Consider the following 24,730-nt stretch of genomic DNA (forward strand, 5'->3'; position numbering starts at 1 on the left):
GGTTACGCGGACCGGGGTGCCGCGGTGGTCCTCACAGGCGTGAGAAACACCACGTTCCGAGGGCCAGAGCCCCCAGCGCGATCACGCTCGCGGCGGTCGCCGCCATGATCGGGTGTACGCCGAGCGCGACGGGTTCCCGCTGCCGTACCCGGACCGCCGTCCACCCCAGCAGAACCGCTCCGAACAGGGCGAACACCGCCCCAGCGAAGATCGCCGGTCCGCTCTCCATGTATGTCCCCTCCCCGTTCCGGAGCCCCGGTCGGGGAGGCTGGCACGCGCGGACGACGGCCGGGCCAACCCTTGGTGAACGGGGGGCGGACGGGCTCCCATTCCCGCTCACGCACGGTCATCGGCCGGTGGCTCACGTGTTCCGGGGCCGTGTCCGAAAAAAGTTCGCCGCCGGCTGCCCCCTGTCGTCTGTTCTCCGGCCTCAGTGAGCGGGCTCCAGGAACCCCTGCTCCACCAGCAGCCGGATCTGCGCGGGCGTCCGGTCGCGCAGCAGCGCCGGGTCCTCGCCCACCAGCTGGGCGATGGCGTCCAGGATCCGGCCGGCGCTCAGCGTCCCGTCGCAGACACCGGCGAAGCCCGCGCCGACGGTGTCCACCGTGGTGGCCCGGCGCATCCCACGCTGCTGGCGCAGCACCACGTGCTCCGGATCCTCGGCGCCCGGCAGCCCGACCTGCTCCTGCACGATCTCTCCGACGAGCCGGAAGTGTCCGTCGAGCAGGGCCGCGTCGTCGTGCTCCCGCAGATAGTCGAGGCGGGCGAAGTGCGCGCGCACGGTGTCGCCGAGCGGCTGCTCGACGGGGTGCGGCCACTCCTCGGCGATGACGGAGGGCACGGCCGAGCCCGTCCGGCGCAGGGTGATCCAGCCGAAGCCCACCGCCTTCACCTTGCGCGCCTCGAACTCCTCCAGCCAGGCGTCGTAGCGCACCTGGTACTCGGCCGGGTCACCGCGGTGGTCGCCGGCGTCCCTGAGCCACAGCTCGGCGTACTGCGTGACGTCCTGCACCTCGCGCTGCACGATCCACGCGTCGCACCCGCGGGGCACCCATGACCTGAGCCTGTCCTGCCAGTCCTCCCCCTCCACGTGCTGCCAGTTGGCGAGGAACTGCGCGAACCCGCCCTCGTTCAGCCGCTCCCCCGCCTGCTGAACGAGCGTGCGGCACAGATCGTCCCCGCCCATCCCACCGTCGCGGTAGGTCAGCCGGGCACCGGGAGAGATCACGAAGGGCGGGTTGGACACGATCAGGTCGAACGTCTCGTCGTCCCGGACCGGCCCGAACAGCGAACCCTGGCGCAGATCGGCGGCCGGGGCCCCGGACAGGGCGAGCGTGAGCGCGGTGATGTGCAGCGCGCGCGGGTTGACGTCGGTGGCGGTCACCCGGGTGGCGTGCCGGCTCGCGTGCAGGGCCTGGATGCCGGAGCCGGTGCCGAGGTCGAGCGCGGAATCGACGGGTGTACGGACCGTGATGCCGGCCAGGGTGGTGGAGGCGCCGCCGACGCCGAGGACGACGCCCTCCTCGCGGCTGCCGATGCCTCCCGCGCCGCCGACCGCGCAGCCCAGGTCGGAGACGATGAACCAGTCCTCGCCGTCGAGCCCGCCGTACGGCCTGACGTCCACGGTCGCGGCCAGCTCGTCCCCGCCGACACGCGTCAGCCAGCCGGTCTCCAGACACTCCGGCACGGGCAGGACGTCCGCCACGCGCGCGGACGGCACGGGCTGCTGGAGGAGGAACAGGCGGACGAGCAGTTCCAGCGGTGTGTCCCCGCGCGTCGCCCGGAGGGCGGGCACGGTCTCGCTGCGCGCCAGCGCCGCGTACGCGGGGGCGCCGAGCAGTTCGAGCAGGCCGTCGGCGGTGAAGGAGGCACCGAGCAGGGCGTCCCGGAGCCGGGCGGCGACATCGGGGCGGTCGGCGGCGGGCAGGGCGGTCGGTGCGGGCAGGCTGGAGTCACTCACGCACCCATTGTGTCGGCTCCCACCGACATCGCATGTCCCGCCGACGCGTACGCGCGCGTCCCACGGTGTCGTACGCGCACATCCCACCGAAGTCGTACGCGCGGCATCGCGCGCGCGTGCCTGTGGTGCGGCGGCACGCGCGCGTACGGGTCAGCCGTTGGCCGTCGCGTCCGACGCGGCGGCGGAAGCGGAGGCGGAGGCGGACTTGCAGCTCGGCTGCTTGGCCATCGCCTTGCCGACGTCGCCCTCCTCGAGGTTCTTCAGGGCGTCGCTGCCGCTCTTGCTCAGCTTGTCCAGCTGGGTCGCGATGTCCTTGAGGCCGTCCGCGAACTTCGCCTGGTCCTTGGTGTCGAGCTTGTCCACCTGCTGCTTGAGCGAGGCGTAGGAGGCGCCGAGGTCGTTGAGCTCCTTGACGGCGTCCTGCTGCTTCTTCTTGCCGTCGTCGACCTTGGGCACACCGGCCGTGTTCACGGCGGAGCCGATGGCCTTGTAGGCGTCGGACATGTCCTGGAAGGCCTGGGCGTCGGTCTTCCGCACGTCGGCCGGAGAGCTGTTGTCCGAGGTCTCCTTCTGGATCGCGGCATTGGCGGCCTCGATCTTCTTCGCCTGCGGCTGCACCCCTTCGCACACCTGCTTGGCCCAGGCGTCCAGCGCGTCGTTCTTGTCGTCGGCGCTGTTGCCGGTGCATCCCGTCAGTGCCAGTACCAGTACCGCACCGCCGGACAGTGCGGCCGCGAGCTTCTTGTTCACCGGTTTGGTCCCTTCCATGGCTCTCGGCCCCGGAACATACACGCCGGATGGGCGGCAACCAGGGTCCGAGCGCACCATATGACCTCTCTTGCAGCCATTTGCACCAAGCGAGAGAAGGCTCACGGGAGCGGGTCCGGGCGCACACGAGGCGGGCGGGCGACGCCATGTGTGCGCCGCCCGCCCGCCTCGTGAACTGGGCCTGTCGTACGACCGCCTACGAAACCACCGCAGGATCGGCCGGCTTGGACACCTGTTCGGCGTTGTCTTCGTCACCCACGGCGATTCCGCGCCGCTTGGAGATGTAGACCGCGACGACGATGACGGCCATCGCGAGGACCGCGATCGCGATCCGTACGCCGAGACTCTTGTCGCTGCCGTAGCTGAACTTGATGACCGCGGGCGCGATGAGCAGCGACACCAGGTTCATGACCTTCAGCAGCGGGTTGATCGCGGGACCGGCGGTGTCCTTGAAGGGGTCGCCGACCGTGTCGCCGATGACGGTGGCGGCGTGGGCCTCGCTGCCCTTGCCGCCGTGGTGGCCGTCCTCGACGAGCTTCTTGGCGTTGTCCCAGGCGCCGCCGGAGTTGGCGAGGAACACCGCCATCAGCGTGCCCGCGCCGATGGCACCCGCGAGGTATGCGCCGAGCGCGCCGACACCGAGGGTGAACCCGATGAAGATCGGCGCCATGACGGCGAGCAGGCCGGGCGTGGCGAGTTCGCGCAGGGCGTCCTTGGTGCAGATGTCGACGACCTTGCCGTACTCCGGCTTCTCGGTGAAGTCCATGATCCCGGGCTTCTCACGGAACTGCCGCCGTACCTCGAACACCACCGAGCCCGCCGACCGCGACACCGCGTTGATCGCCAGGCCGGAGAAGAGGAAGACGACCGCGGCTCCGGCGACGAGACCGACCAGGTTGTTGGGCTGCGAGATGTCCATGATCAGGCTCATCGGAGCACCGGGTCCGGACAGCTTCGCGCCGACGTCCTGCGCACCGGTGGTGATCGCGTCGCGGTACGACCCGAAGAGCGCCGACGCCGCGAGTACGGCGGTGGCGATGGCGATGCCCTTGGTGATGGCCTTCGTGGTGTTGCCGACCGCGTCCAGGTTGGTGAGCACCTGTGCGCCCGCGCCCTCGACGTCGCCGGACATCTCGGCGATGCCCTGCGCGTTGTCGGAGACCGGGCCGAAGGTGTCCATGGCGACGATCACACCGACCGTGGTGAGCAGGCCGGTGCCGGCCAGGGCCACCGCGAACAGCGCCAGCATGATCGACGTACCGCCGAGCAGGAACGCCCCGTAGACGCCGAGGCCGATCAGCAGGGCGGTGTAGACGGCCGACTCCAGGCCGACGGAGATGCCGGCGAGGACGACGGTGGCCGGGCCGGTGAGCGAGGTCTTGCCGATGTCGCGGACCGGCCGCCGGGTGGTCTCGGTGAAGTAGCCGGTCAGCTGCTGGATCACGGCGGCGAGCAGGATCCCGATGGCGACCGCGACCAGGGCGAGGATCCGCGGGTCGCCGTCCTTGCCGCGGACCGCCGCGTCGGTGACGCCGGTCAGGTCGGCGTACGACGACGGCAGATAGGTGTAGACGGCGATCGCGACCAGCGCCAGCGAGATCACCGCGGAGATGAAGAAGCCGCGGTTGATCGCGGACATGCCGCTGCGGTCGGCGCGCCGAGGTGCCACCGCGAAGATGCCGATCATGGCGGTGATCACGCCGATCGCGGGCACCAGCAGCGGGAAGGCGAGCCCGTCGTTGCCGAAGGCGGCCTTGCCGAGGATGAGCGCGGCGACCAGCGTGACCGCGTAGGACTCGAAGAGGTCGGCCGCCATGCCCGCGCAGTCGCCGACGTTGTCGCCCACGTTGTCGGCGATGGTCGCGGCATTGCGCGGATCATCCTCCGGAATGCCCTGCTCGACCTTGCCGACCAGGTCGGCGCCGACGTCGGCGGCCTTGGTGAAGATGCCGCCGCCGACACGCATGAACATCGCGATCAGCGCGGCGCCGAGGCCGAAGCCTTCCAGCACCTTCGGTGCGTCGGCCGCGTACACGAGCACCACACAGGAGGCGCCCAGCAGGCCGAGCCCCACCGTGAACATGCCGACGACACCGCCCGTACGGAAAGCGATCTTCATGGCTTTGTGCGAGACGGTGGTGAGATCCTTTTCCGGCTCACCCTCCGCCGGTGTCGCTTCCCGCGCCGCCGCGGCGACACGCACATTGCTGCGCACGGCGAGCCACATGCCGATGTAACCGGTGGCCGCCGAGAACGCTGCTCCGATCAGGAAGAACACCGATCGTCCGGCGCGCTGATTCCAGTCGTCCGCGGGCAGCAGCATGAGCAGGAAGAACACGACGACGGCGAATACGCCGAGCGTGCGCAGCTGACGGCCCAGATAGGCCTTCGCGCCTTCCTGAACCGCTTCCGCGATCTTCTTCATGCTGTCGGTGCCTTCGCCCGCCGCGAGCACCTGGCGCACCAGGACGCCCGCGACCACGAGCGCGGCCAGCGCGACGGCCGCGATGACCGCCACGATGATCCGATTGTCGTGGGTCAGCACTGCGGCTGCGAAGGTTGTGGGTTGGCCCAACTGATGAGGGGTAGAAAGCCCCGCCATTCGTCCTCCTTGACGCTTGGGCTGAGCTCAAGATGTGGACGGATTGTAGGTAGCTGAACCCGATCAAAACAGTGTGCGGTAAATGGAATCAGCCGTCACACCCTTCTCAGCAAATGATCGCCGGGCGCTACGACACCCGAAAGCGGTAATGCCTCTGGAGCATTGACCCTTGATCCATTATCAGGCTATCGCTCGTGAATGACTTCACGAAATGATGGCCAACCCATAGTAGGTACGTTCACCCGTCCCGCGACATGCCGAAGGGCCCCACCTCGGTGGGGCCCTTCGGCACGAGAACTCTGAGCCGCCGGCTCAGGCGAGCACGGCGGTGGGCGGTGTGGTCGGCCAGGTCATCTTGATCAACCCGCCGTCCTGCCCGGCCGTGACCTTCACGTCGTCGACCAGACCGCTGATGACCGCGAGGCCCATCTCGTCCTCCTCGGCCTCCGCGTCGTCCACGGCGCCCGGAGCGTCCCCGGGGCCGTGCGACGCGTGGCGGGCCTCGTCGCCGACCTCGATGGAGAACTGCTTCTCCTCCTCGATCAGCATCACCGTCACCGGTGCCACGATGCCGCCGCTCTGATGCAGCCCGACCGCACGGGAGCAGGCCTCGCCGACGGCGAGCCTGACCTCGTCGAGGACGGCCTCGTCCACTCCGGCCCTGCGCGCCACCGCTGCCGCCACCAACCGGGCGGTCCTGACATGCTCGGGCTGCGCGCTGAAGCGGAGTTCGACGGTGGCCATGCATCCCCCTAGGAGCTACGGGCGTGCTGTCGCGGGGCCGGGCCGCCGAGAGCCCGGTCTCCCGCGTGAAGTTCTTCCGCCCCGGACACCGGCCCGGGACCGGCGGTCAGTCGGTGGCCGCCACCGCTTCGTCGACCGAGGTGTGGATCGGGAACACCTTGGTCAGACCGGTGATGCGGAAGATCTTGAGAATGCGCTCCTGGTTGCAGACCAGGCGCAGCGAGCCCTCGTGGGCACGCACTCGCTTCAGACCGCCGACCAGCACGCCGAGACCGGTGGAGTCGAGGAAGTCCACGCCCTCCATGTCGACGACGAGGTGGAAATTCCCGTCGTTCACCAGCTCGACCAGCTGCTCGCGCAGCTTGGGCGCGGTATATACGTCGATTTCGCCACCGACCTCGACGACCGTACGATCGCCGACGGTACGGGTCGACAGGGACAGGTCCACGGATCCTCCAGCACCTTGCTATCGAGCGGTCGCCCCTCGGGCACCTCGGCAGAGGCCCCCAGGACGGTTCGCCAGCCGCGATGGCATTCAATCACTTACCGGCAGGCGTGCACGACGCCTTGGCTCCATTGTCCGTCACGCCGGTGACACACTCGGGGCCAATGGCCAAGAATCACCGATCCGATCGATCCCCGACGGACGCCGCAACCCGCCTGACTCCGGGCGCGGTTCTGCACCGGCTCGCCTCCGGGCCGAGCAGGGCTGCGCGCATCACTCATACGGAGCACTTGCCCCCGCGGGCGGGTCGCCATGCCGTCTGGCCCGCAGAGATTCGCCCGGAGGTCATCGCGGCCGTCCAGGCGTGCGGAATCGAGCACCCCTGGGCCCACCAGGCGCGCGCGGCCGAGCACGCCCTCGACGGCGACTCCGTGGTCGTCGCCACGGGCACGGCGTCCGGAAAGTCCCTGGCGTATCTGGTGCCGGTGCTGTCGGCGCTGCTGGAGGGTTCCGAGGCACCGAACGGCCGTGGCGCCACGGCCCTCTACCTGGCCCCCACCAAGGCCCTCGCGGCCGACCAGTGCCGTGCGGTACGGGACCTGGCCCGGCCGCTGGGCAGCGCCGTACGGGCCGCCGTCTACGACGGCGACACGCCGGTGGAGGAACGCGAGTGGATCCGCCAGTACGCCAACTACGTCCTGACCAATCCGGACATGCTGCATCGCGGGATCCTGCCCTCGCACCCGCGCTGGTCCTCCTTCCTGCGGGCCCTGAAGTACGTCGTCATCGACGAGTGCCACACCTACCGGGGCGTCTTCGGCTCCCACGTCGCCCAGGTCCTGCGCCGGCTGCGCCGGCTGTGCGCGCGCTACGGCGCCTCACCGGTCTTCCTGCTGGCCTCGGCGACCGCGGCACAGCCCTCGGTGGCCGCCCGCCGACTGACCGGCCTGCCGGTGGTGGAAGTGGACGACGACGCCTCCCCTCGCGGTGAACTGGTGTTCGCCCTCTGGGAGCCCCCGCTCACCGAACTGCACGGCGAGAAGGGCGCCCCGGTCCGGCGCACGGCTACCGCCGAGACCGCCGACCTGCTGACCGACCTCACCCTCCATGGCGTGCGCTCGGTCGCCTTCGTACGCTCCCGGCGCGGCGCCGAACTGATCTCGGTGATCACCCAGGAACGGCTGGCCGAGATCGACCGCCCGCTGGCCCGGCGTGTCGCGGCCTACCGCGGCGGCTACCTCCCCGAGGAGCGCCGCGCCCTGGAACGCGCCCTGCACTCCGGCGAACTGCTGGGCCTGGCCGCCACGACCGCCCTCGAGCTCGGCGTGGACGTCTCCGGCCTGGACGCGGTACTGATCGCCGGCTATCCCGGCACCCGCGCCTCCCTGTGGCAGCAGGCCGGCCGTGCGGGCCGCGCCGGCCAGGGCGCCCTGGCCGTGCTCGTGGCCCGCGACGACCCGCTGGACACCTTCCTCGTCCACCACCCGGAGGCCCTGTTCGACCAGCCGGTGGAGTCCACGGTCCTCGATCCGGACAACCCCTACGTCCTCGCCCCGCACCTGTGCGCGGCCGCCGCCGAGCTGCCCCTCACCGACGAGGACATCGAGCTGTTCGGACCGGCCTGCGCGGAGCTGCTGCCGCAGCTGGAGGCCGCGAAGCTGCTGCGCCGCCGGACGAAGGCCTGGCACTGGACGCGCCGGGAGCGGGCCGCGGACCTCACCGACATCCGCGGCGGGGGCGGACGCCCGGTGCAGATCGTCGAGGCGGACACCGGGCGGCTGCTCGGCACGGTCGACGAGGCCGCCGCGCACACGACCGTGCACGAGGGCGCCGTCCACCTCCACCAGGGCCGCACCTACCTGGTGCGCTCCCTGGACCTGGACGACTCGGTCGCCCTGGTCCAGGAGGCCGACCCGCCGTACACCACGGTCGCCCGCGACACGACGGCGATCTCCGTCCTGGAGACGGACACCGAGGTCCCCTGGGGCGACGGCCGCCTGTGCTACGGCTCCGTCGAGGTCACCAACCAGGTCGTCTCCTTCCTCCGCAGGCGTGTCATCACCGGTGAAGTGCTGGGCGAGACGAAACTCGACCTCCCTCCTCGTACGCTGCGCACCCGCGCGGTGTGGTGGACCGTGACCGAGGACCAGCTCGACGAGGCCCGGATCAACCCGGAGATCCTCGGCGGCGCCCTGCACGCCGCCGAGCACGCCTCGATCGGCATGCTGCCCCTCTTCGCCACCTGCGACCGCTGGGACATCGGCGGCGTCTCCATCCCGCTGCACCCCGACACGCTGCTGCCCACCGTCTTCGTCTACGACGGCCATCCCGGCGGCGCGGGCTTCGCCGAGCGCGCCTTCCACACCGCCCGTGCCTGGCTCACCGCCACCCGCGAGGCCATCGCCTCCTGCGAGTGCGATGCCGGCTGCCCGTCCTGCGTCCAGTCCCCCAAGTGCGGCAACGGCAACGATCCGCTCCACAAGAGAGGAGCCGTCCGGCTGCTGACGGTGCTGCTGAAGGGGGCTCCCGAGTCGCCCGAGGAGCCGGCGGAGCCTGAGCAGCCTGAGGAGAAGGAGGGCGGGGTTTAGGCCGTCAGGGGACGGCTTGCTCCATGTGGGCGAACGGTGACGCGGTCCTCGACGGATCCGGCGGTCCCGCTCTCGCCCTGACCCGTGCCGTGAACGGACCGCGTTCCGACTCCGCGGTGACGTCCGAGGTGTCACCCGCGATCGCGCACCGGACGAGTCCGGCGCCCTGCGCACGCGCCACCCGGTCGGCCCGGGCGCAGGCCTCGGCGCGGCCCTGCGCCCAGTGCTCCGCCGCGGCCAGGGCCGCGAGGTCGGCGGCCCCGGCCGCACGGTGCCGGGTGACCACGGCCTGGCCCAGGGCGAGACCGATCCCGAACACCACGCACAGCAGGGCGATCGCCCCCACGCTCCAGACGGTGGCGGAGCCCCGGTCACCACCGGGGAACCGGCGCCTCATGAGCCCCTCCCGTTCTTCGTCCCGTTCTGCGCTCCGTTCTTCGTCCCGTTCTGCGCTCTGCTCTTCGTGGCGGTCCGGTCCGGGTCCGAGGCCGCTCCCACCGACTCCTCCGTCTCGGCAACGGCCTCCTCTCTCAGGTGGAAGGGCAGTGCGCCCATTCCCGGCGGCTCGGCCACGACGACCACGCGGACGTACTCTCCCTGCCGGGTCACCGTGACCCTCGCGCCATGTGGTGCCGCCTCGCGCGCCACCCGGGTGACGGCGCCGTCCGGGTCCTGCCGGGCGGCGGCCCGGGCGCCCACCCGGGCCGCGTCCACGCACTGGATCTGCGCGAGCACCACCAGCAGTCCCCAGACCAGCGTCGTCACCACCAGCACCAGCACAGGCAGGACCATGGCGGCCTCCGCGGTGACGAACCCCTGGTCGGCTACCCGGTCGCGCCGGTGCTCACATCCGGGCACTGAGTGCTCGTTTCACGATGTTCTGCAGCTCGGTCTTCACCTGCCCGCTCGTCACCACCTCGTACAGCAGCACGGCGAAGGCCACCGCCGCGATGATGCCCATCGCGTACTCGGACGTGACCATTCCCGCGTCCCCGCGCATCCGGCTCAGCAGGGCACGAAGCCGTGCCCGTGTTTGTGCGTACATCTCAACCCCCGTGAGGTCCTTGGTCCGTTGTTCACTCACCGCGTTCGCTCATCGCGCGCCCAGCGCGTCCAGCGCGTCCACCTCCCCGTCAGCCACCACCCCCTCGCAGCACCCCTCCCGCGAGGCCGATCACCACGGGAAGCACACCGACCGCGACGAAGGCGGGCAGAAAGCACAGCCCCACCGGCGCGGTGACCAGGACGGCCGCCCGGCGGGCCCGGGCCGTGGCGGTGCGTGCCCGGTCGGCGCGTACATCGGCCGCGAGCCGCGCGGCCGGTCCGGCGGCGGGGAGCCCGGACTCGTCGGCTCGCTCCAGCAGCCGCGCGAGGGCCGCGGCGCCCGGTATCGAGGCGAGCTGCCGCCAGGCGTCGGCCGGTGCACCGCCGAGCCGTACCTCGGCCGCGCCCCGTGCCAGCCCTTCCCCCACGGGCCCGCCCAGGGCCTCCCCCACCGCCTGGGCGGCGATCACCGGACCGGCCCCGGCCGCGATGCAGGCCGCCACGAGGTCGGCCGCGAGGGGAAGTTGCCGGACGGCTTCGCCCGCGTCGAACTCGGCCCCGGGACGGGCCGCCGTCCGTTGCCGCCGCCGTCGCCACAGTCCCAGCGCGCCGACGAGCCCGGCCACGACCCCGGCGGACCCGCCGAACAGCACCCAGACGGCACCCACGGCCCCTGCCGCCGACAGCCACCACCGCAGGGCGACCGGCACCGGGATGCGAGGACCGGTACGCTCCCGCTGGAGCGCCCGAGCCGTCTCCAGCAGTGAGGCCATCCGCCGCCGCACTCTCCGTTTCCCGCGCAGGGCCTTCAGCCACCGCACCGACAACGCCAGGAGCACCGCAGCTCCCGCGACCGTCCCCAGCCTGTGGACAACATCCCCGCTCACGTCGCCTCCGCCCGTCGCACGATCCCCAGGGCCCACCACAGCCCCGCGGCCTCCAGCACCCCGCCGACCAGCAGGCAGCCCAGGCCCGCTCCCGTGTGCAGCAGCACGTGCAGGGGATCGGCACCCATGGCCGTACCGAGCAGGAGACCCAGGGCCGGCAGCCCGGCGAGCATCACGGCGGTGGCCCGCGAGCCCGCCAACTGGGCGCGCAGATCGGCACGTTGGTCTCGCTCCGCGCGGAGCGCCGCTTCGAGCCGATCGAGCCCGGCGGCCAGGCCCGCGCCCTGGTCCACGGCCACCAGCCAGCAGGCAGCGAGCCCGCGCAGCCCCTCGGCACCCGGTTGCCGGGCCGCCGCGGCGAGCGCGCCGAGCACGTCGCCGCCGAACCGCGCCGCCGCCAGCACCGCTGCCTGGGCCTCTCCCAGACCGCCCGACTCCCGCGCCGCGTACAGCAGCGCCTCGCCCGGCTGGCGCCCGGCCCGCACCTCTCCGGCGAGCGCCGCACACAGCGCGATCACCGCATCGGCCCGCCGCTCCCGCTCCCGGCGCGCGGCCCGGGCGAGCCGGATCCGGCGCAGCACCGGCACTCCGGCCACCCCCGCGACGACCGGCAGCACCGAGGCGCCCAGCAGCGCCAGCACCAGCCCGGCGGCCGGCGCCCACCACTCGGCCTGCAACCGCCCACGGACGCGGATCAGTTCGTCACGGACCCGCTCCCACAGCGGCGGCCCCGCGCCCACCACCCCGCCACCGGCGAGCAGCAACCGCGCCCGCCGCGCCGCGGAGTTCCGCCCGCCCAGCAGCCACGCAGCAGCTGCGGCACACACCACGGCCGCCGCCATGGACACCGGCCCGGCGGGCGCCGGTCCGGAGAACGGCTCCCCCATGGAGAACAACTCCCTCATTCCGCCCGCCACTCCCTCTCCGCATCCTCCGGATCCCTCTCCGGACCCTCCGCGCCGAGCAACTCCCTCAGCCGCTCCCACCCCCGTTCCGCCACGAACGCCTCCGCGCCCCAGCGCAGTGCCGGTACCGTCCGCACCAGCCCCGACGCGTCCCGTTCCAGCACCCGCACCTCGGCGATCCGCCGCCGCCCGGAGCGGTCCCGCACGAGGTGCACCACCACCGACAGCGCCGCGGCCAACTGGCTGTGCAGCGCGGCCCGGTCCAGCCCGGCGGCCGTGCCCAACGCCTCCAGCCGGGCCGGCACGTCCCCGGCCGCGTTGGCGTGCACGGTGCCGCAGCCGCCCTCGTGACCCGTGTTCAGTGCGGCCAGGAGATGGACCACCTCGGCGCCGCGCACCTCGCCCACGACCAGCCGGTCCGGCCGCATCCGCAGCGCCTGTCGCACCAGGTCCTCGAGGGTGACGAGGCCCGCGGCCTCCTGGTTGGCGGGTCTGGTCTCCAGGCGGACCACATGCGGATGGTCGGGACGCAGCTCCGCCGAGTCCTCGGCGAGGACGATCCGCTCTCCCGGTCCGACCAGGCCGAGCAGCGCGCTGAGCAGTGTGGTCTTGCCGCTGCCGGTGCCACCGCTGATGAGGAAGGACAGCCGCGCCCGCACCAGTGCCCGCAGCACGCGGTCCCCGCCCGGCGGAACCGTGCCCGCCGCCACCAGTTCGCCGAGCGTGAACGCGCGTGGCCGTACGACGCGCAGGGACAGGCACGTGCAGCCGACGGCGACCGGGGGCAGCACGGCGTGCAGCCGGGTGCCGTCGGGCAGGCGGGCGTCGACCCAGGGCCGGGCGTCGTCCAGGCGCCGTCCGGCCACGGCGGCCAGGCGCTGCGCGAGGCGTCGTACGGCCGCGGCGTCGGGGAAGGCGACGGCGGCCCGCTCCAGTCCGCCTCCACGGTCGACCCAGACCCTGTCCGGAGCCGACACCAGGACGTCGGTCACCGAAGGATCGGCGAGCAGCGGCTCGAGCGGGCCGCTGCCGATCAGCTCGGACCGCAACCGCTCGGCCGCCCCGAGCACTTCCGCGTCCCCGAGCACCCGGCCCTGCTCCCGCAGCGCCTGGGCCACACGCGCGGGCGTCGGCTCGGCCCCGCTCTCGGCGAGCCACCGCCGCACACGGTCCAGCAACTGCGCGGACATCTCGGGGTCCGCGAGTCCCCGGCCGTACCCGAGCACCTCGGAAGGCGCCCGCCCATCCACATCCTTCAACCGGTCAGCGCTCCCGACCGCACCGGCAGGACTCCCGAGCCCGCCGGCACGCCCGGACCCGCCCGTGGCGCCTGTCGGTTCACCCCGAACCCCCGTCCGTCCCCGCCGCGGATCGACCACCGGCCTCATGCGGCACCCGCCTCGATCAGGGCCCGCTCCCAGAAGGCCGTGCAGAACCGGGCCAGCGGACCGCGCGCGCTGCCACCGGGCGGTGTCCTGCCCTCGCCGGGTCGCCGCAGCCCGGACTCCACGGGCACCTCGCCCACCAGCGGCAGCCCGAGCAGCCTGGCCACCTCGCGGTCGTCGAGGCCGGGCGCGTACGGCCCCCGTACCGCCACCCGCAGGTCGCGCAGGACCATGCCGACCGCGGAGGCCACGCGCGTGGCGGCGGCCACGGCCCGCAGTTCGGCGGGGACCACGAGCAGCCCGACGTCGATCTGGGCCAGGGCCTCGGCGACGCCCTCGTCCACACGGCGGGGCAGGTCGACGACCACGGCGCCACCGCGCCGCCGGGCGGCGGCCAGCACCGCCCGGACGGCCTGCGCCGGGACGGCGACGCAATCGCCGCGGTCCCAGCTGAGCACCCGCAACGAGTGCAGTTCCGGCAGCGACTCCTCCAGGGCTCCGCCGCCGACCCGCCCACGCGAGGCGGCGAACGCCGGCCAGCGCAACCCCTCGGCCGTCTCTCCGCCGAGCAGCACATCGAGCCCGCCGCCCAGCGGATCCGCGTCCACGAGCAGGGTGCGCAGGCCCTCCCGCGCGGCGGTGACGGCGAGCGCGCAGGAGAGCGTGGAAGCGCCGGCTCCGCCCCGGCCGCCGATGACGCCGACGGTGAGCGCGGGCCGCCCGATGCCCTCGGCGACGTCGGCGATACGGTCGACCAGCCACTGCTCGCCGTCGGGCAGCACCAGCACGTGGTCGGCGCCGATCTCGACGGCACGCCGCCAGACCCCGGAGTCGTCCTGGTCCCGGCCGACGAGGACCACTCCGCGCCTGCGCGCGGCCCCGCGCACCCGCCGGGCGGCGTCGTCCCCCACCAGCACCAGCGGTGCGGCCTCCCAGATGCCTCTGCGCTCGGGCACCCCGTGATGGACCTCGGGTGTGGCGCCCGCCGCCGCGCACAGGCGCAGCAGGTCGTCGAGGAGTTCGGCGTCCTCGGTGACGATCAGTGGTCCGCCCTGCCGCCCTCCGGTACCGGGCGGCGGATCGTGTGTGACGGTTCCGGTCACGGGTGGGTCCCCCTTCGCTAGATCACTCGCGCGGCCCCCGCGGCCCCGCGAATCCCGAACATGTGAAGAACCGGCAACCGGCCTTCATATGGACGGCCGATACGAACCGGCCATACGCGCCCGACAAACGGAACCGGCCATGAACTCGCCGCGAGCGGTGCGCGCAGGAATCACGGTGCAGCGAACCGGGAAATGATGTGGATCTTGGTCGAAATCTGTGGACAACTCAGCCGTTGTGAAAATGGCCATCACCCAAACCGGTGACCCCTGTGCTGGTTCTCGTGAGACTGTCGCAGCGCAGCCCCGCGACTACTCACCGTGATGGATCACGGACAGGGTTGCAGAGGGCGTGCGGTACGGCAGGTGTGGCATCACAAGGGTTACGAAAAAGGGGAGAACCCACCCGGACATGCGACGACCCCCGCCGGGGGGGAGAGCGGGGGTCGTCTCCACGGCCGACTCGGGGGGGGAGGAGTCGGACCGGGTTAGCACGGTCGCGAACGATCCGTGACTTCCATGGTGTACCCGAGAGGCCTCTCAGGCAAACCCACGCGCCCACCTTACGCCGAATGGGCTGCCCCTATGCTCAAGGACGTGGAAAACCACTCCTTGCCCCGCACGGCGGCCTTCTTTGATCTGGACAAGACGGTCATTGCGAAGTCGAGCACGCTCACGTTCAGCAAGTCCTTCTACCAGGGCGGGCTGATCAACCGCAGGGCTGTCCTGCGTACCGCATATGCCCAGTTCGTCTTCCTCGCCGGCGGCGCCGACCACGATCAGATGGAGCGCATGCGCGCGTACCTGTCCGCACTGTGCCGCGGCTGGAACGTGCGGCAGGTCAAGGAGATCGTCGCCGAGACACTGCACGACCTGATCGACCCGATCATCTACGACGAGGCCGCCTCGCTCATCGAGGAGCATCACAGCGCCGGGCGGGACGTCGTCATCGTGTCCACGTCGGGCGCGGAGGTGGTCGAGCCGATCGGGGAGCTGCTGGGCGCGGACCGGGTGGTGGCCACCCGGATGGTGGTGGGCGAGGACGGCTGCTTCACCGGCGAGGTGGAGTACTACGCCTACGGCCCGACGAAGGCTGAGGCGGTGCGCGAGCTGGCCGCGTCCGAGGGCTACGACCTCGACCGCTGCTACGCCTACAGCGACTCGGTCACCGACATTCCGATGCTGGAGTCGGTGGGGAACCCGCACGCCGTGAACCCGGACCGTGCGCTGCGCCGGGAGGCCGTCGCGCGCGGGTGGCCGATTCTCGACTTCCATCGTCCGGTGCGGCTCAAGCAGCGACTGCCCGGGTTCTCCGTGCCGCCGCGGCCCGTTCTGGTCGCGGCGGCCGCCGTGGGGGCGGCGATGGCCACCGCGGGACTCGTCTGGTACGCGAGCCGGCGCCGGGGCACGGCCGCCTGAACCCCGGTTACCGGGGCCGCCCGTCAGGCTCGCGCCGGGAAATACCGTCCGGGATTCCGGCGCTCGTTTATGTCCTGTTTGAACCTAAAAGTAAAGAAGTGCGGGCAGGGGTTCCGCTTGCCCCCCGCTTGCAGTACAAAGGACTCAGCGGCCCGCGAGACCGAAGGACATCCGAGAGGATCACCTTTAAAACGCATTCGGCCCACGGACCCCGCATGAACGCCGGGCACCCACGCGACGTCGACCCGTCGATTACGGGCCAGCCGCACCAGGTGACGGGCAAAGATCCCGACCTGATGGGCGACATATCGAGGACGCTTGGTAACTCGGCGCTCATGCCAGCGGCGGTACGAGAATCTCGTACCGCCGCAACTTGTTCACGAGCCCGAACCCTGCACAGGACCGGACTCCGCGCAGGCCCGGCCCGAACTCTCGGCGCGGATCCGCCACCTCCGAAACGGCCGTCACGCGGCGCCGCGCTGGAGCGCCTCGCACACCGCCGTCGACTCGCGTACGCCCAGTTCGACGGCCTTGGCGCAGTGGCCGATCCAGGCCGCCATGCCCTCCGGAGTGCCGGAGACATAGCCGTCCAGGGCCGCCAGATAGGCCGCGCGGCCCAGCTCGGCGTGGCCGACCTCGGCCGGGCAGACCGACTTCGGGTCCAGGCCGCTGCCGATCAGGACGATGCGCTCGGCCGCCCGCGCCACCAGGCCGTTGTGGGAGACGAAGGGGCGCAGCGCCAGCAGCTCGCCGTGCACGACGGCCGCGGTGACCAGGGCGGGGGCGGAAGTACCCGCGACGATCAGCTCGGACAGGCCCTCCAGCCGCCCGGAGAGCTCGGCCGCCCCGGGCAGCGGCAGCTCGATCAGCGGCTCGTGGACGTCCTCACCCTCCTGGCGCGGCCGCCCGACGGTGTCCTCCGTGCCGGCGGCGGCCACCAGGTGCAGCCGGGCCAGGACCCGCAGCGGCGACTGCCGCCAGATGGACAGCAGCTGACCGGCCTCGGCCGTCAGCCGCAGGGCCGCGCCCAGCACGCGCGCCTCGTCGTCGCTGCTGAAGTCGGTGCGCCGGCGCACCTCCTCGAGGGCCCAGTCCGCCCCGGAGAGCGCCGCGGAACCGCGCGCACCGCGCAGTGCAGCCTCGGAGGTGATCGCGTTGCTCCGGCGCCGCATGATCCGGTGCCCGTAGACCCGGTCCACGGCCTTGCGCACGGACTCCACGGACTCTGCCACACCGGGCAGCGCGCCCAGGGCCGCGAGCGGATCGACGGTCGCACCTTGCGTACTCATGGGTACGACCCTACGCACCCGAGCGGCCGGCTCCCCGAAGGAGTGGTCTTCTTCACGCACGCTGCCACGTACAGCTATCACACCACTACCCTTGGTGAACATGAAAATTGCTTTCGTCGGGAAGGGCGGCAGCGGCAAGACCACGCTGTCCTCCCTGTTCATCCGCCATCTCGCGGCGGCCGGGGCGCCCGTCGTCGCGGTCGACGCCGACATCAACCAGCATCTGGGCGCCGCGCTGGGCCTGGAGGAGGCCGAGGCGGCCGCGCTGCCCGCGATGGGCGACCGGCTGACACTGATCAAGGACTATCTGCGCGGCAGCAATCCGCGCATCGCCTCCGCGGAGACGATGATCAAGACGACTCCGCCCGGCGAGGGCTCGAGGCTGCTGCGGGTGGGCGAGGACAACCCGCTGTACGAAGCCTGTGCGCGCGAGGTGGAACTCGACGGCGGCGCCGTCCGTTTGATGGTCACCGGGCCCTTCACGGACGCCGACCTGGGGGTCGCCTGCTACCACTCCAAGACCGGAGCGGTGGAGCTGTATCTGAACCACCTGGTGGACGGCCGCGACGAGTACGTCGTGGTGGACATGACGGCGGGTTCGGACTCCTTCGCCTCCGGCATGTTCACCCGCTTCGACATCACGTTCCTCGTCGCCGAGCCGACCCGGAAGGGGGTCTCCGTCTATCGCCAGTACAAGGAGTACGCCCGCGACTTCGGCGTCGTGCTGAGGGTCGTCGGCAACAAGGTGCAGGGGCAGGACGACCTCGACTTCCTGCGGGCCGAGGTCGGGGACGACCTGCTCGTGGCCGTCGGGCACTCGGACTGGGTGCGCGCCATGGAGAAGGGCCGGCCGCCCCGGTTCGAGCTCCTGGAGGACGCCAACCGCCGCGCGCTGCGCACGCTCCAGGTCGCCGCCGACGCCACGCACGAGCTGCGCGACTGGCGACGCTACACCCAGCAGATGGTGCACTTCCACCTGAAGAACGCCGCCTCGTGGGGGAACGAGCGGACCGGGGCCGACCTGGCGGCGCAGGTCGACCCCGGCTTCGTCCTCGGCGAGGGCGTCACCGCCCTCGCCTGACGACACCCCCTAGGGCCTCGGCGCCCCGGGCACGCCCTTGGGTGCCGGGGCCGGGTCGGCCGACAGGAAGGACGCCCAGCCCTGCTTGGGAGCCTCACCGACCTCCAGCGTGCGCAGCTTGGCCAGGGCCCGCGGGTCCTGGGCGTCCAGCCAGTCGACCAGCTGGTGGAAGGAGACGCAGCGCACCTCGGGCTTGTTGCAGACCTCCTTCACCACCTCCTCGACGGCGCGCATGTAGGTGCCGCCGTTCCAGGACTCGAAGTGGTTGCCGATGACCAGCGGTGCGCGGTTGCCGTCGTAGGCCCGGTAGAAGCCCTTGAGCAGACCGTCGCGCATCTGGTCGCCCCAGTACTCGAACTTGTCGGGGTCGCCCTGCATCAGGGTGCCCGACTGGTTGACCATGAAGTTGTAGTCCATGGTCAGCTGCTCGAAGGTGTGTCCGGGGAACGGCACGAGCTGCATGGACAGGTCCCACAGGCCGTCTCTCTTCTTCGGCCACACCTGGTTGTCGACGCCGCTGCTGTCGTAGCGGAAGCCGAGCTGACTCGCCGCCTTCACGAAGTTCTTCTGACCCTCCAGGCAGGGGGTGCGGGCGCCGATGAGCTCCTTGTCGTAGTCGAAGGGCAGCGGGGCGAGGTTCTCCAGGCCGCTGTTGGTCTTCCAGGTCTTCACGAAGTCCTTGGCCTGGGCGATCTCGCTCTTCCACTCGTCGACCGACCACTGGCCGACCCCGCCGTTCGGGCCGCAGAAGTGGCCGTTGAAGTGGGTGCCGATCTCGTTGCCCTCCAGCCATGCCAGGCGGACCTGCTGCGCGGTGTCGGCGATGCCCTGCGCGTCGTTGAAGCCGATCTCCGAGCTGCCCGGCGCGTGCTGCGGAGGCTCGTACAGGTCGCGCTTGTCCTTGGGCAGCATGTAGACGCCACTGAGGAAGAACGTCATCGTCGCGTTGTTGGCCTTCGCCACCTTGCGGAAATGGGAGAAGAGCCTCTGTCTGTCCTCGCCGGCGCCGTCCCAGGAGAACACGACGAACTGCGGGGGCTTCTCACCGGCCCTCAGCCGCTCCGGCCGGGCCAGGTGAGGCTGGGCCCCGGTGTACGCGGTGGATCCGTCCCCGATCAGACGGACGACGCTCCCGGGCGGCTGCTGCACGGCTTTGGGCGCACCGGGCGCGCCCTGCGGACCCGGTGAGGGGCCGTCGGTGTCGCCCGCGCACCCGGCGAGCGACGAGGCGCAGGCCGCGGCGGCTACGACGCTCGCGGCGATCCTCTGGGTGGCGGCCATGTTCGGCCCACCTTCTTCCTTCTCTCGTCCAACGCCGGGGCGGCGTGTGCTGGTGATGTGGCCGGGCATTCCGGCAGCGCCGCCAAGGTCGCACGGGGGCGAGAAGGAATTAGTACGACAAGCCGATAAAAGGTCGAGTTCACCCATCGAGATGATTAGGTGCCCCATTTGCTCCGGAAATCCATGTGTGGACTTTACATTGCATTACGATTGCTTTACTCAGCGTTGGTTCAGCTGATCCGGAGCGGACCAGAGATCCGGAGGAGACCAGATCCATGTCAGCCTGCACCCCCACGCACGCGGCCGACTCCACTCGGCCCCAGCACTCGCATCCACCACACAGCCCGCCACCTCGGCGGTGCCGCCCCCGACTCGCGAGCGCCGATGTCTCGGCCGCCGTCGCGGTCTTCCTGATCGCCCTGCCCCTGTCCCTCGGTATCGCCCTAGCCACCGGCGCCCCGCTCCAGGCGGGCCTCGTGGCCGCCGCCGTGGGCGGACTCGTCGCCGGACGCCTCGGCGGATCCCCGCTGCAGGTCAGCGGCCCCGCCGCCGGACTCACGGTGGTCACCGCCGACCTGATCCACCGTTACGGATGGCGTACGACCTGCGCCATCACCGTTCTCGCCGGCCTCGCCCAACTCGCCCTGGGCTGCCTGCGCGTGGCCCGCGGGGCGCTCGCCGTCAGCCCCGCCGTGGTGCACGGCATGCTCGCCGGCATCGGTGTGACCATCGCCGTCGCCCAGCTGCACATCGTCCTCGGCGGCAACCCACAGAGCTCCGTGCTGGACAACCTCCGCGCGCTGCCCGCCCAGTTGGCCGGCCTCGATCCGGCCGCCCTCGCCGCCAGCGCGCTCACCCTGACCCTGCTGCTGCTCTGGCCCCGGCTTCCCGGCCGGGCCGGGAGCCTGCTGCGCCGGGTGCCGGCCGCCCTCGTCGCCGTCGCGGGCGCCACCGCGATCGCCTCCGCCGCCGGGCTGGTGCTGCCCCGGGTCGATCTGCCGTCCTGGCGCAGCCACGCCCTGGCCGGACTGCCCGAGGGGCCGGTACTCGGCCTGGCCGCCGCCGTCCTCAGCACCACGCTGGTGTGCAGCGTGCAGTCGCTGCTCGGCGCCGTCGCCGTGGACAAGCTGGTGGCCGGCCGCCCGGGACCGGCCGCCCGCACCGCCCGCTCCGACCTGGACCGGGAACTGCTCGGCCAGGGCGCCGCCAACGTCGTCTCCGGCGCGCTCGGCGGGCTTCCCATCGCGGGGGTGGCCGTACGGAGTTCGGCGAATGTCCGCGCGGGTGCCGTCAGCCGGAACTCCACGATGCTGCACGGCGTTCTCGTAGTGATTGCCGCGCTGCTGATGGTCCCGATCCTGGAGCTCATCCCGCTCGCCTCGCTCGCCGCCCTGGTGATGGCCGTCGGCATCCAGATGGTGTCCCTGCACCACATCCGCACGGTGACCCGCCACCGCGAGGTGCTGGTCTACGCCGTCACCACCTTCGGCGTGGTGGCCCTCGGCGTCCTGACGGGTGTGGCCCTCGGGGTCGCCGCGGCCGTCGCCGTCGCCCTGCACCGCCTCGCCCGCACCCGCATCACGCACAACGAGCAGGAGGGAGTCCATCACGTACATGTACGAGGGCAGTTGACGTTCCTCGCGGTGCCGCGGCTCAGCCGGACCCTGCATCTGGTGCCCCAAGGAGCCCGTGCCGTCGTCGCCCTGGACGGCTCGTTCATGGACCACGCCGCGTACGAGTCACTCCAGGACTGGCAGCGTACGCACACCGCGCAGGGCGGCTCCGTCGAGCTCACCGGCCGCCGCGCCGGAGTCCGCATCGCCGAGCCGGCCGGGCCCGCCGGATCGCCGGGCTGCCGTTGCCGGCCCTGGACGCCCTGGCGCAACCACCAGTGCGAGGGCGGCCCACGGACGCTGCCGGCCTCGGACGACGGCACCCACCCGGGAGCGGGACCGGCACCGGTCCCCGACACGGGCATGGGCGGAGGCCCGGCTCGGGGCCTGGGCACGGACAGGAGCGCGGGCGCGACTCGAGACGTGGACGCGCACGCAGGCTCGGGCGCGGGCAGGAGCGCGGGCGCGTTCGAGGCCCACGGGCCGGCCTCGGACCCCATTCCGAGCAGACGGCAACTGGCCAGAGGCATCAGCATGTTCCAGCGGACGGTCGCACCACATGTGCGGGACGAGCTCGCGCGGCTCGCACGGGAGGGGCAGCAGCCTTCCCAGCTCTTCCTCACCTGTGCCGACTCCCGGCTGGTCACGTCGATGATCACCTCCAGTGGTCCCGGCGACCTCTTCGTCGTGCGGAACGTGGGCAATCTCGTGCCGCCGCCCGAGGAGGACCGTGGTGACGACTCGGTCGCGGCCGGGATCGAGTACGCGGTGGACGTGCTCGGCGTGCGCTCCATCACCGTGTGCGGCCACTCCGGGTGCGGGGCGATGCAGGCCCTGCTCGGCTCGGGCTCGGGCAGCGGTCACCGCACCGGCTCCGGCTCCGGCTCCGGCTCCGGTAACGCCGGGACGCCGCTCGGGAGATGGCTGCGGCACGGGCTGCCCAGTGTGGAGCGGATGGCCGACGGCGGCCGCCCGGTGCCCTGGACGGCCGAGGGGCGGCCCGCCGAGGCGGTCGAACGACTGTGTCTGATCAACGTCGTCCAGCAGCTGGAACACCTGCGCGCCCACGACTCGGTGGCCCGGGCCCTGCGGGAGGGCACGCTGGAGCTGCACGGAATGTACTTCCATGTGGCCGAGGCGCAGGCGTATCTGCTGACGGGGACGGGTGGGGACGAGGTCTTCACCCGTGTGGAGGTGACGGAGGACCTGCCCAGACCGGTGTGAGGCGATCCGAGCACGGTCGCGCGGGCTGCCACCGACTGACCGGTGGCAGCCCGCCGTCCGTGGGAACGGATGACACCGGCGCCCGGCATGAGCGGCTCAGGCAGCTCGGCCCGCTCGGCCTGCTCGGCCTGCTCGGCCTGCTCGGCCTGCTCGGACAGCGCGGGAGCTCGAGCAGGCGGGCGAAGGTTCGACAACAGGTCTAAACCAATTTCCCGTCGGCCCTTGTCAGCGGGCCCCCGGGTCTGATGAGCTGTGGCCTGGGACACAACGGACACCCTGAGAAAGGGAGATGTCGTGAGCAACGAAAGCCTGGCCAACCTCTTGAAGGAGGAGCGACGCTTCGCGCCGCCCGCTGACCTGGCCGAGAACGCCAACGTCACGGCCGAGGCGTACGATCAGGCCAAGGCTGACAGGCTCGGCTTCTGGGCCGAGCAGGCCCGCCGGCTGACCTGGGCCAAGGAGCCGACCGAGACCCTCGACTGGTCGAACCCGCCGTTCGCCAAGTGGTTCAAGGACGGCACGCTCAACGTGGCGTACAACTGCGTGGACCGCCATGTGGAGGCCGGGCTCGGCGACCGCGTCGCGATCCACTTCGAGGGCGAGCCCGGTGACAGCCGGGCCATCACCTACGCCGAGCTCAAAGACGAGGTCTCCAGGGCCGCGAACGCCCTGCTCGAGCTGGGCGTCCAGAAGGGCGACCGGGTCGCGATCTACATGCCGATGATCCCGGAGACGGCGATCGCGATGCTGGCCTGCGCCCGCGTCGGTGCCGCGCACTCCGTCGTCTTCGGCGGCTTCTCCGCGGACGCGCTCGCCACCCGTATCCAGGACGCCGACGCCAAGGTCGTGATCACGGCCGACGGCGGCTACCGGCGCGGCAAGCCGTCCGCGCTCAAGCCGGCCGTCGACGAGGCGATCGGGCGCGTGGACAACGTGCGCAACGTCCTCGTGGTCCGCCGCACCGGCCAGGAGGTCGCCTGGGACGACAGCCGCGACCTGTGGTGGCACGAGGTCGTGGGCCGGCAGTCGGCGGAGCACACCCCGGAGGCGTTCGAGGCCGAGCACCCGCTGTTCATCCTCTACACCTCTGGCACCACGGGTAAGCCCAAGGGCATCCTGCACACCTCCGGCGGCTACCTCACGCAGGTCGCGTACACGCACTGGGCCGTCTTCGACCTCAAGCCGGAGACGGACGTCTACTGGTGCACCGCCGACGTCGGCTGGGTCACCGGCCACTCGTACATCGTCTACGGGCCGCTGGCCAACGGCGCCACGCAGGTGATGTACGAGGGCACTCCCGACACCCCGCACCAGGGCCGTTTCTGGGAGATCGTGCAGAAGTACAAGGTCAGCATCCTGTACACGGCGCCCACCGCGATCCGCACGTTCATGAAGTGGGGCGACGACATCCCCGCGAAGTTCGACCTGTCCTCCCTGCGGGTGCTGGGCTCGGTGGGCGAGCCGATCAACCCCGAGGCGTGGATCTGGTACCGCAAGAACATCGGCGCGGACCGGACGCCGGTCGTCGACACCTGGTGGCAGACGGAGACCGGCGGCATCATGATCTCCCCGCTGCCGGGCGTGACCGACGCCAAGCCCGGCTCCGCCCAGCGCCCGCTGCCCGGCATCAGTGCGACCGTCGTGGACGACGAGGCGAACGAGGTGCCCAACGGCGGCGGCGGCTACCTGGTGCTCACCGAGCCGTGGCCGTCGATGCTGCGCACCATCTGGGGCGACGACCAGCGCTTCATCGACACCTACTGGTCGCGTTTCGAGGGCCGCTACTTCGCCGGTGACGGAGCCAAGAAGGACGACGACGGCGACATCTGGCTGCTGGGCCGGGTCGACGACGTCATGCTGGTGTCCGGCCACAACATCTCCACCACCGAGGTCGAGTCCGCGCTCGTCTCCCACCCCTCGGTCGCCGAGGCGGCCGTGGTCGGCGCGGCGGACGAGACGACCGGGCAGGCGATCGTCGCCTTCGTGATCCTGCGCGGTACGGCCGCCGAGACCGAGGACCTGGCCGCCGAGCTGCGCAACCACGTGGGCGCCACGCTCGGCCCCATCGCCAAGCCGAAGCGGATCCTGCCGGTGGCGGAGCTGCCCAAGACTCGCTCCGGGAAGATCATGCGGCGACTGCTGCGTGACGTGGCGGAGAACCGGCAGCTCGGGGATGTCACCACGCTGACGGACTCCACCGTCATGGACCTCATCCAGGCGAAGCTCCCGGCGGCGCCCAGTGAGGACTGAGAAAGCCGGCGAGGACCGAGGACCCAGCGAGGACCGAGGACCCAGCGAGGACCGAGGACCCAGCGGGGACCGAGCGCTCGCCAAGGACTGAGCACGAAGGACTGAGCACGGCCCGAAGGGGCACCCGGTGGCACACACGCCCCGG

At 71.7% G+C, this 24,730-nt stretch carries 21 protein-coding genes; 6 read left to right on the plus strand and 15 right to left on the minus strand.

The annotated features are described in order from the left end of the window. Positions 1 to 31: 31 nt before the first annotated feature. The 6 genes from R2S09_RS00050 to bldG all read right to left on the minus strand — a co-directional run bounded on the left by R2S09_RS00050 (position 32) and on the right by bldG (position 6,522). Positions 32 to 229: a hypothetical protein gene (locus R2S09_RS00050; RefSeq protein WP_306188682.1), complete on the minus strand. Its 198-nt coding sequence runs from the start codon at positions 227 to 229 to the stop codon at positions 32 to 34. A gap of 201 nt (positions 230 to 430) precedes the next feature. Beyond that, on the minus strand, positions 431 to 1,960 hold the full coding sequence (locus R2S09_RS00055; RefSeq protein ID WP_306188683.1) for a methyltransferase: 1,530 nt from the start codon (positions 1,958 to 1,960) through the stop codon (positions 431 to 433). Positions 1,961 to 2,110: 150 nt separating this feature from the next. Next, positions 2,111 to 2,728: a small secreted protein gene (locus R2S09_RS00060; RefSeq protein WP_306188684.1), complete on the minus strand. Its 618-nt coding sequence runs from the start codon at positions 2,726 to 2,728 to the stop codon at positions 2,111 to 2,113. 196 nt (positions 2,729 to 2,924) lie between these two features. Next, positions 2,925 to 5,330 (minus strand): sodium-translocating pyrophosphatase, encoded by a 2,406-nt coding sequence (locus R2S09_RS00065; protein WP_306188685.1) that lies wholly within the window; start codon positions 5,328 to 5,330, stop codon positions 2,925 to 2,927. Between the two features lie 312 nt (positions 5,331 to 5,642). Next, positions 5,643 to 6,074 (minus strand): ATP-binding protein, encoded by a 432-nt coding sequence (locus R2S09_RS00070; RefSeq protein ID WP_306188686.1) that lies wholly within the window; start codon positions 6,072 to 6,074, stop codon positions 5,643 to 5,645. A gap of 106 nt (positions 6,075 to 6,180) precedes the next feature. Then, positions 6,181 to 6,522, minus strand: a complete 342-nt coding sequence (gene bldG, locus R2S09_RS00075; protein WP_009189842.1) for an anti-sigma factor antagonist BldG — start codon at positions 6,520 to 6,522, stop codon at positions 6,181 to 6,183. An 80-nt stretch (positions 6,523 to 6,602) separates the two neighbouring features. Between bldG and R2S09_RS00080 the strand changes: the two genes are divergently transcribed. Beyond that, positions 6,603 to 9,107 carry a DEAD/DEAH box helicase gene (locus R2S09_RS00080; RefSeq protein ID WP_316739035.1) on the plus strand — a complete coding sequence of 835 codons (2,505 nt, stop codon included), beginning with the start codon at positions 6,603 to 6,605 and terminating at the stop codon, positions 9,105 to 9,107. 4 nt (positions 9,108 to 9,111) lie between these two features. Here the strand turns inward: R2S09_RS00080 and R2S09_RS00085 are convergent, their stop codons facing one another. The 7 genes from R2S09_RS00085 to ssd form a co-directional block, all read right to left on the minus strand. After that, positions 9,112 to 9,504 (minus strand): Rv3654c family TadE-like protein, encoded by a 393-nt coding sequence (locus R2S09_RS00085; protein ID WP_306188693.1) that lies wholly within the window; start codon positions 9,502 to 9,504, stop codon positions 9,112 to 9,114. Continuing rightward, positions 9,501 to 9,965 carry a TadE family type IV pilus minor pilin gene (locus R2S09_RS00090; protein WP_306188694.1) on the minus strand — a complete coding sequence of 155 codons (465 nt, stop codon included), beginning with the start codon at positions 9,963 to 9,965 and terminating at the stop codon, positions 9,501 to 9,503. The genes R2S09_RS00085 and R2S09_RS00090 overlap by 4 nt, the downstream gene beginning before the upstream one ends. Then, complete coding sequence (locus R2S09_RS00095) at positions 9,952 to 10,152, minus strand: DUF4244 domain-containing protein (RefSeq protein WP_316739036.1); 201 nt, start codon at positions 10,150 to 10,152, stop codon at positions 9,952 to 9,954. Before R2S09_RS00095 ends, R2S09_RS00090 begins: the two co-directional genes overlap by 14 nt. An 88-nt stretch (positions 10,153 to 10,240) precedes the next feature. Continuing rightward, on the minus strand, positions 10,241 to 11,038 hold the full coding sequence (locus R2S09_RS00100; RefSeq protein ID WP_316739037.1) for a type II secretion system F family protein: 798 nt from the start codon (positions 11,036 to 11,038) through the stop codon (positions 10,241 to 10,243). Continuing rightward, entirely contained in the window at positions 11,035 to 11,880 is an 846-nt protein-coding gene (locus R2S09_RS00105; RefSeq protein ID WP_316739570.1) for a type II secretion system F family protein, read from the minus strand. The genes R2S09_RS00100 and R2S09_RS00105 overlap by 4 nt, the downstream gene beginning before the upstream one ends. A 59-nt stretch (positions 11,881 to 11,939) precedes the next feature. Further along, on the minus strand, positions 11,940 to 13,133 hold the full coding sequence (locus R2S09_RS00110; protein ID WP_316739571.1) for a TadA family conjugal transfer-associated ATPase: 1,194 nt from the start codon (positions 13,131 to 13,133) through the stop codon (positions 11,940 to 11,942). Between the two features lie 194 nt (positions 13,134 to 13,327). After that, complete coding sequence (ssd, locus tag R2S09_RS00115) at positions 13,328 to 14,431, minus strand: septum site-determining protein Ssd (RefSeq protein ID WP_316739038.1); 1,104 nt, start codon at positions 14,429 to 14,431, stop codon at positions 13,328 to 13,330. A gap of 582 nt (positions 14,432 to 15,013) precedes the next feature. Between ssd and R2S09_RS00120 the strand changes: the two genes are divergently transcribed. Then, positions 15,014 to 15,847 (plus strand): HAD-IB family hydrolase, encoded by an 834-nt coding sequence (locus R2S09_RS00120; protein ID WP_316739039.1) that lies wholly within the window; start codon positions 15,014 to 15,016, stop codon positions 15,845 to 15,847. A gap of 464 nt (positions 15,848 to 16,311) precedes the next feature. Here R2S09_RS00120 and R2S09_RS00125 read toward each other — a convergent pair whose 3' ends face one another. After that, complete coding sequence (locus R2S09_RS00125; RefSeq protein WP_306188699.1) at positions 16,312 to 17,136, minus strand: Fic family protein; 825 nt, start codon at positions 17,134 to 17,136, stop codon at positions 16,312 to 16,314. 100 nt (positions 17,137 to 17,236) lie between these two features. Between R2S09_RS00125 and R2S09_RS00130 the strand changes: the two genes are divergently transcribed. Beyond that, the gene (locus R2S09_RS00130) at positions 17,237 to 18,217 is read left to right on the plus strand and encodes an ATP-binding protein (RefSeq protein ID WP_306188700.1); all 981 of its coding nucleotides are present in this window, start codon (positions 17,237 to 17,239) and stop codon (positions 18,215 to 18,217) included. Positions 18,218 to 18,226: 9 nt separating this feature from the next. Here R2S09_RS00130 and R2S09_RS00135 read toward each other — a convergent pair whose 3' ends face one another. Next, the gene (locus R2S09_RS00135) at positions 18,227 to 19,498 is read right to left on the minus strand and encodes a hypothetical protein (protein ID WP_316739041.1); all 1,272 of its coding nucleotides are present in this window, start codon (positions 19,496 to 19,498) and stop codon (positions 18,227 to 18,229) included. A 275-nt stretch (positions 19,499 to 19,773) separates the two neighbouring features. Here R2S09_RS00135 and R2S09_RS00140 point away from each other — a divergent pair, with 275 nt between their 5' ends. From R2S09_RS00140 to acs, 3 genes are all read left to right on the plus strand, one after another. Beyond that, positions 19,774 to 22,335 (plus strand): SulP family inorganic anion transporter, encoded by a 2,562-nt coding sequence (locus R2S09_RS00140; RefSeq protein ID WP_316739043.1) that lies wholly within the window; start codon positions 19,774 to 19,776, stop codon positions 22,333 to 22,335. 59 nt (positions 22,336 to 22,394) lie between these two features. Then, positions 22,395 to 22,538: a hypothetical protein gene (locus tag R2S09_RS00145; protein ID WP_316739044.1), complete on the plus strand. Its 144-nt coding sequence runs from the start codon at positions 22,395 to 22,397 to the stop codon at positions 22,536 to 22,538. A gap of 91 nt (positions 22,539 to 22,629) precedes the next feature. Then, on the plus strand, positions 22,630 to 24,585 hold the full coding sequence (gene acs / locus R2S09_RS00150) for an acetate--CoA ligase (RefSeq protein WP_316739045.1): 1,956 nt from the start codon (positions 22,630 to 22,632) through the stop codon (positions 24,583 to 24,585). Positions 24,586 to 24,730: the final 145 nt, after the last annotated feature.

It is taken from the genome of Streptomyces sp. MK7 (genome assembly GCF_032658145.1).
In the GTDB taxonomy this organism is placed as follows: Bacteria; Actinomycetota; Actinomycetes; order Streptomycetales; family Streptomycetaceae; genus Streptomyces; species Streptomyces spiralis.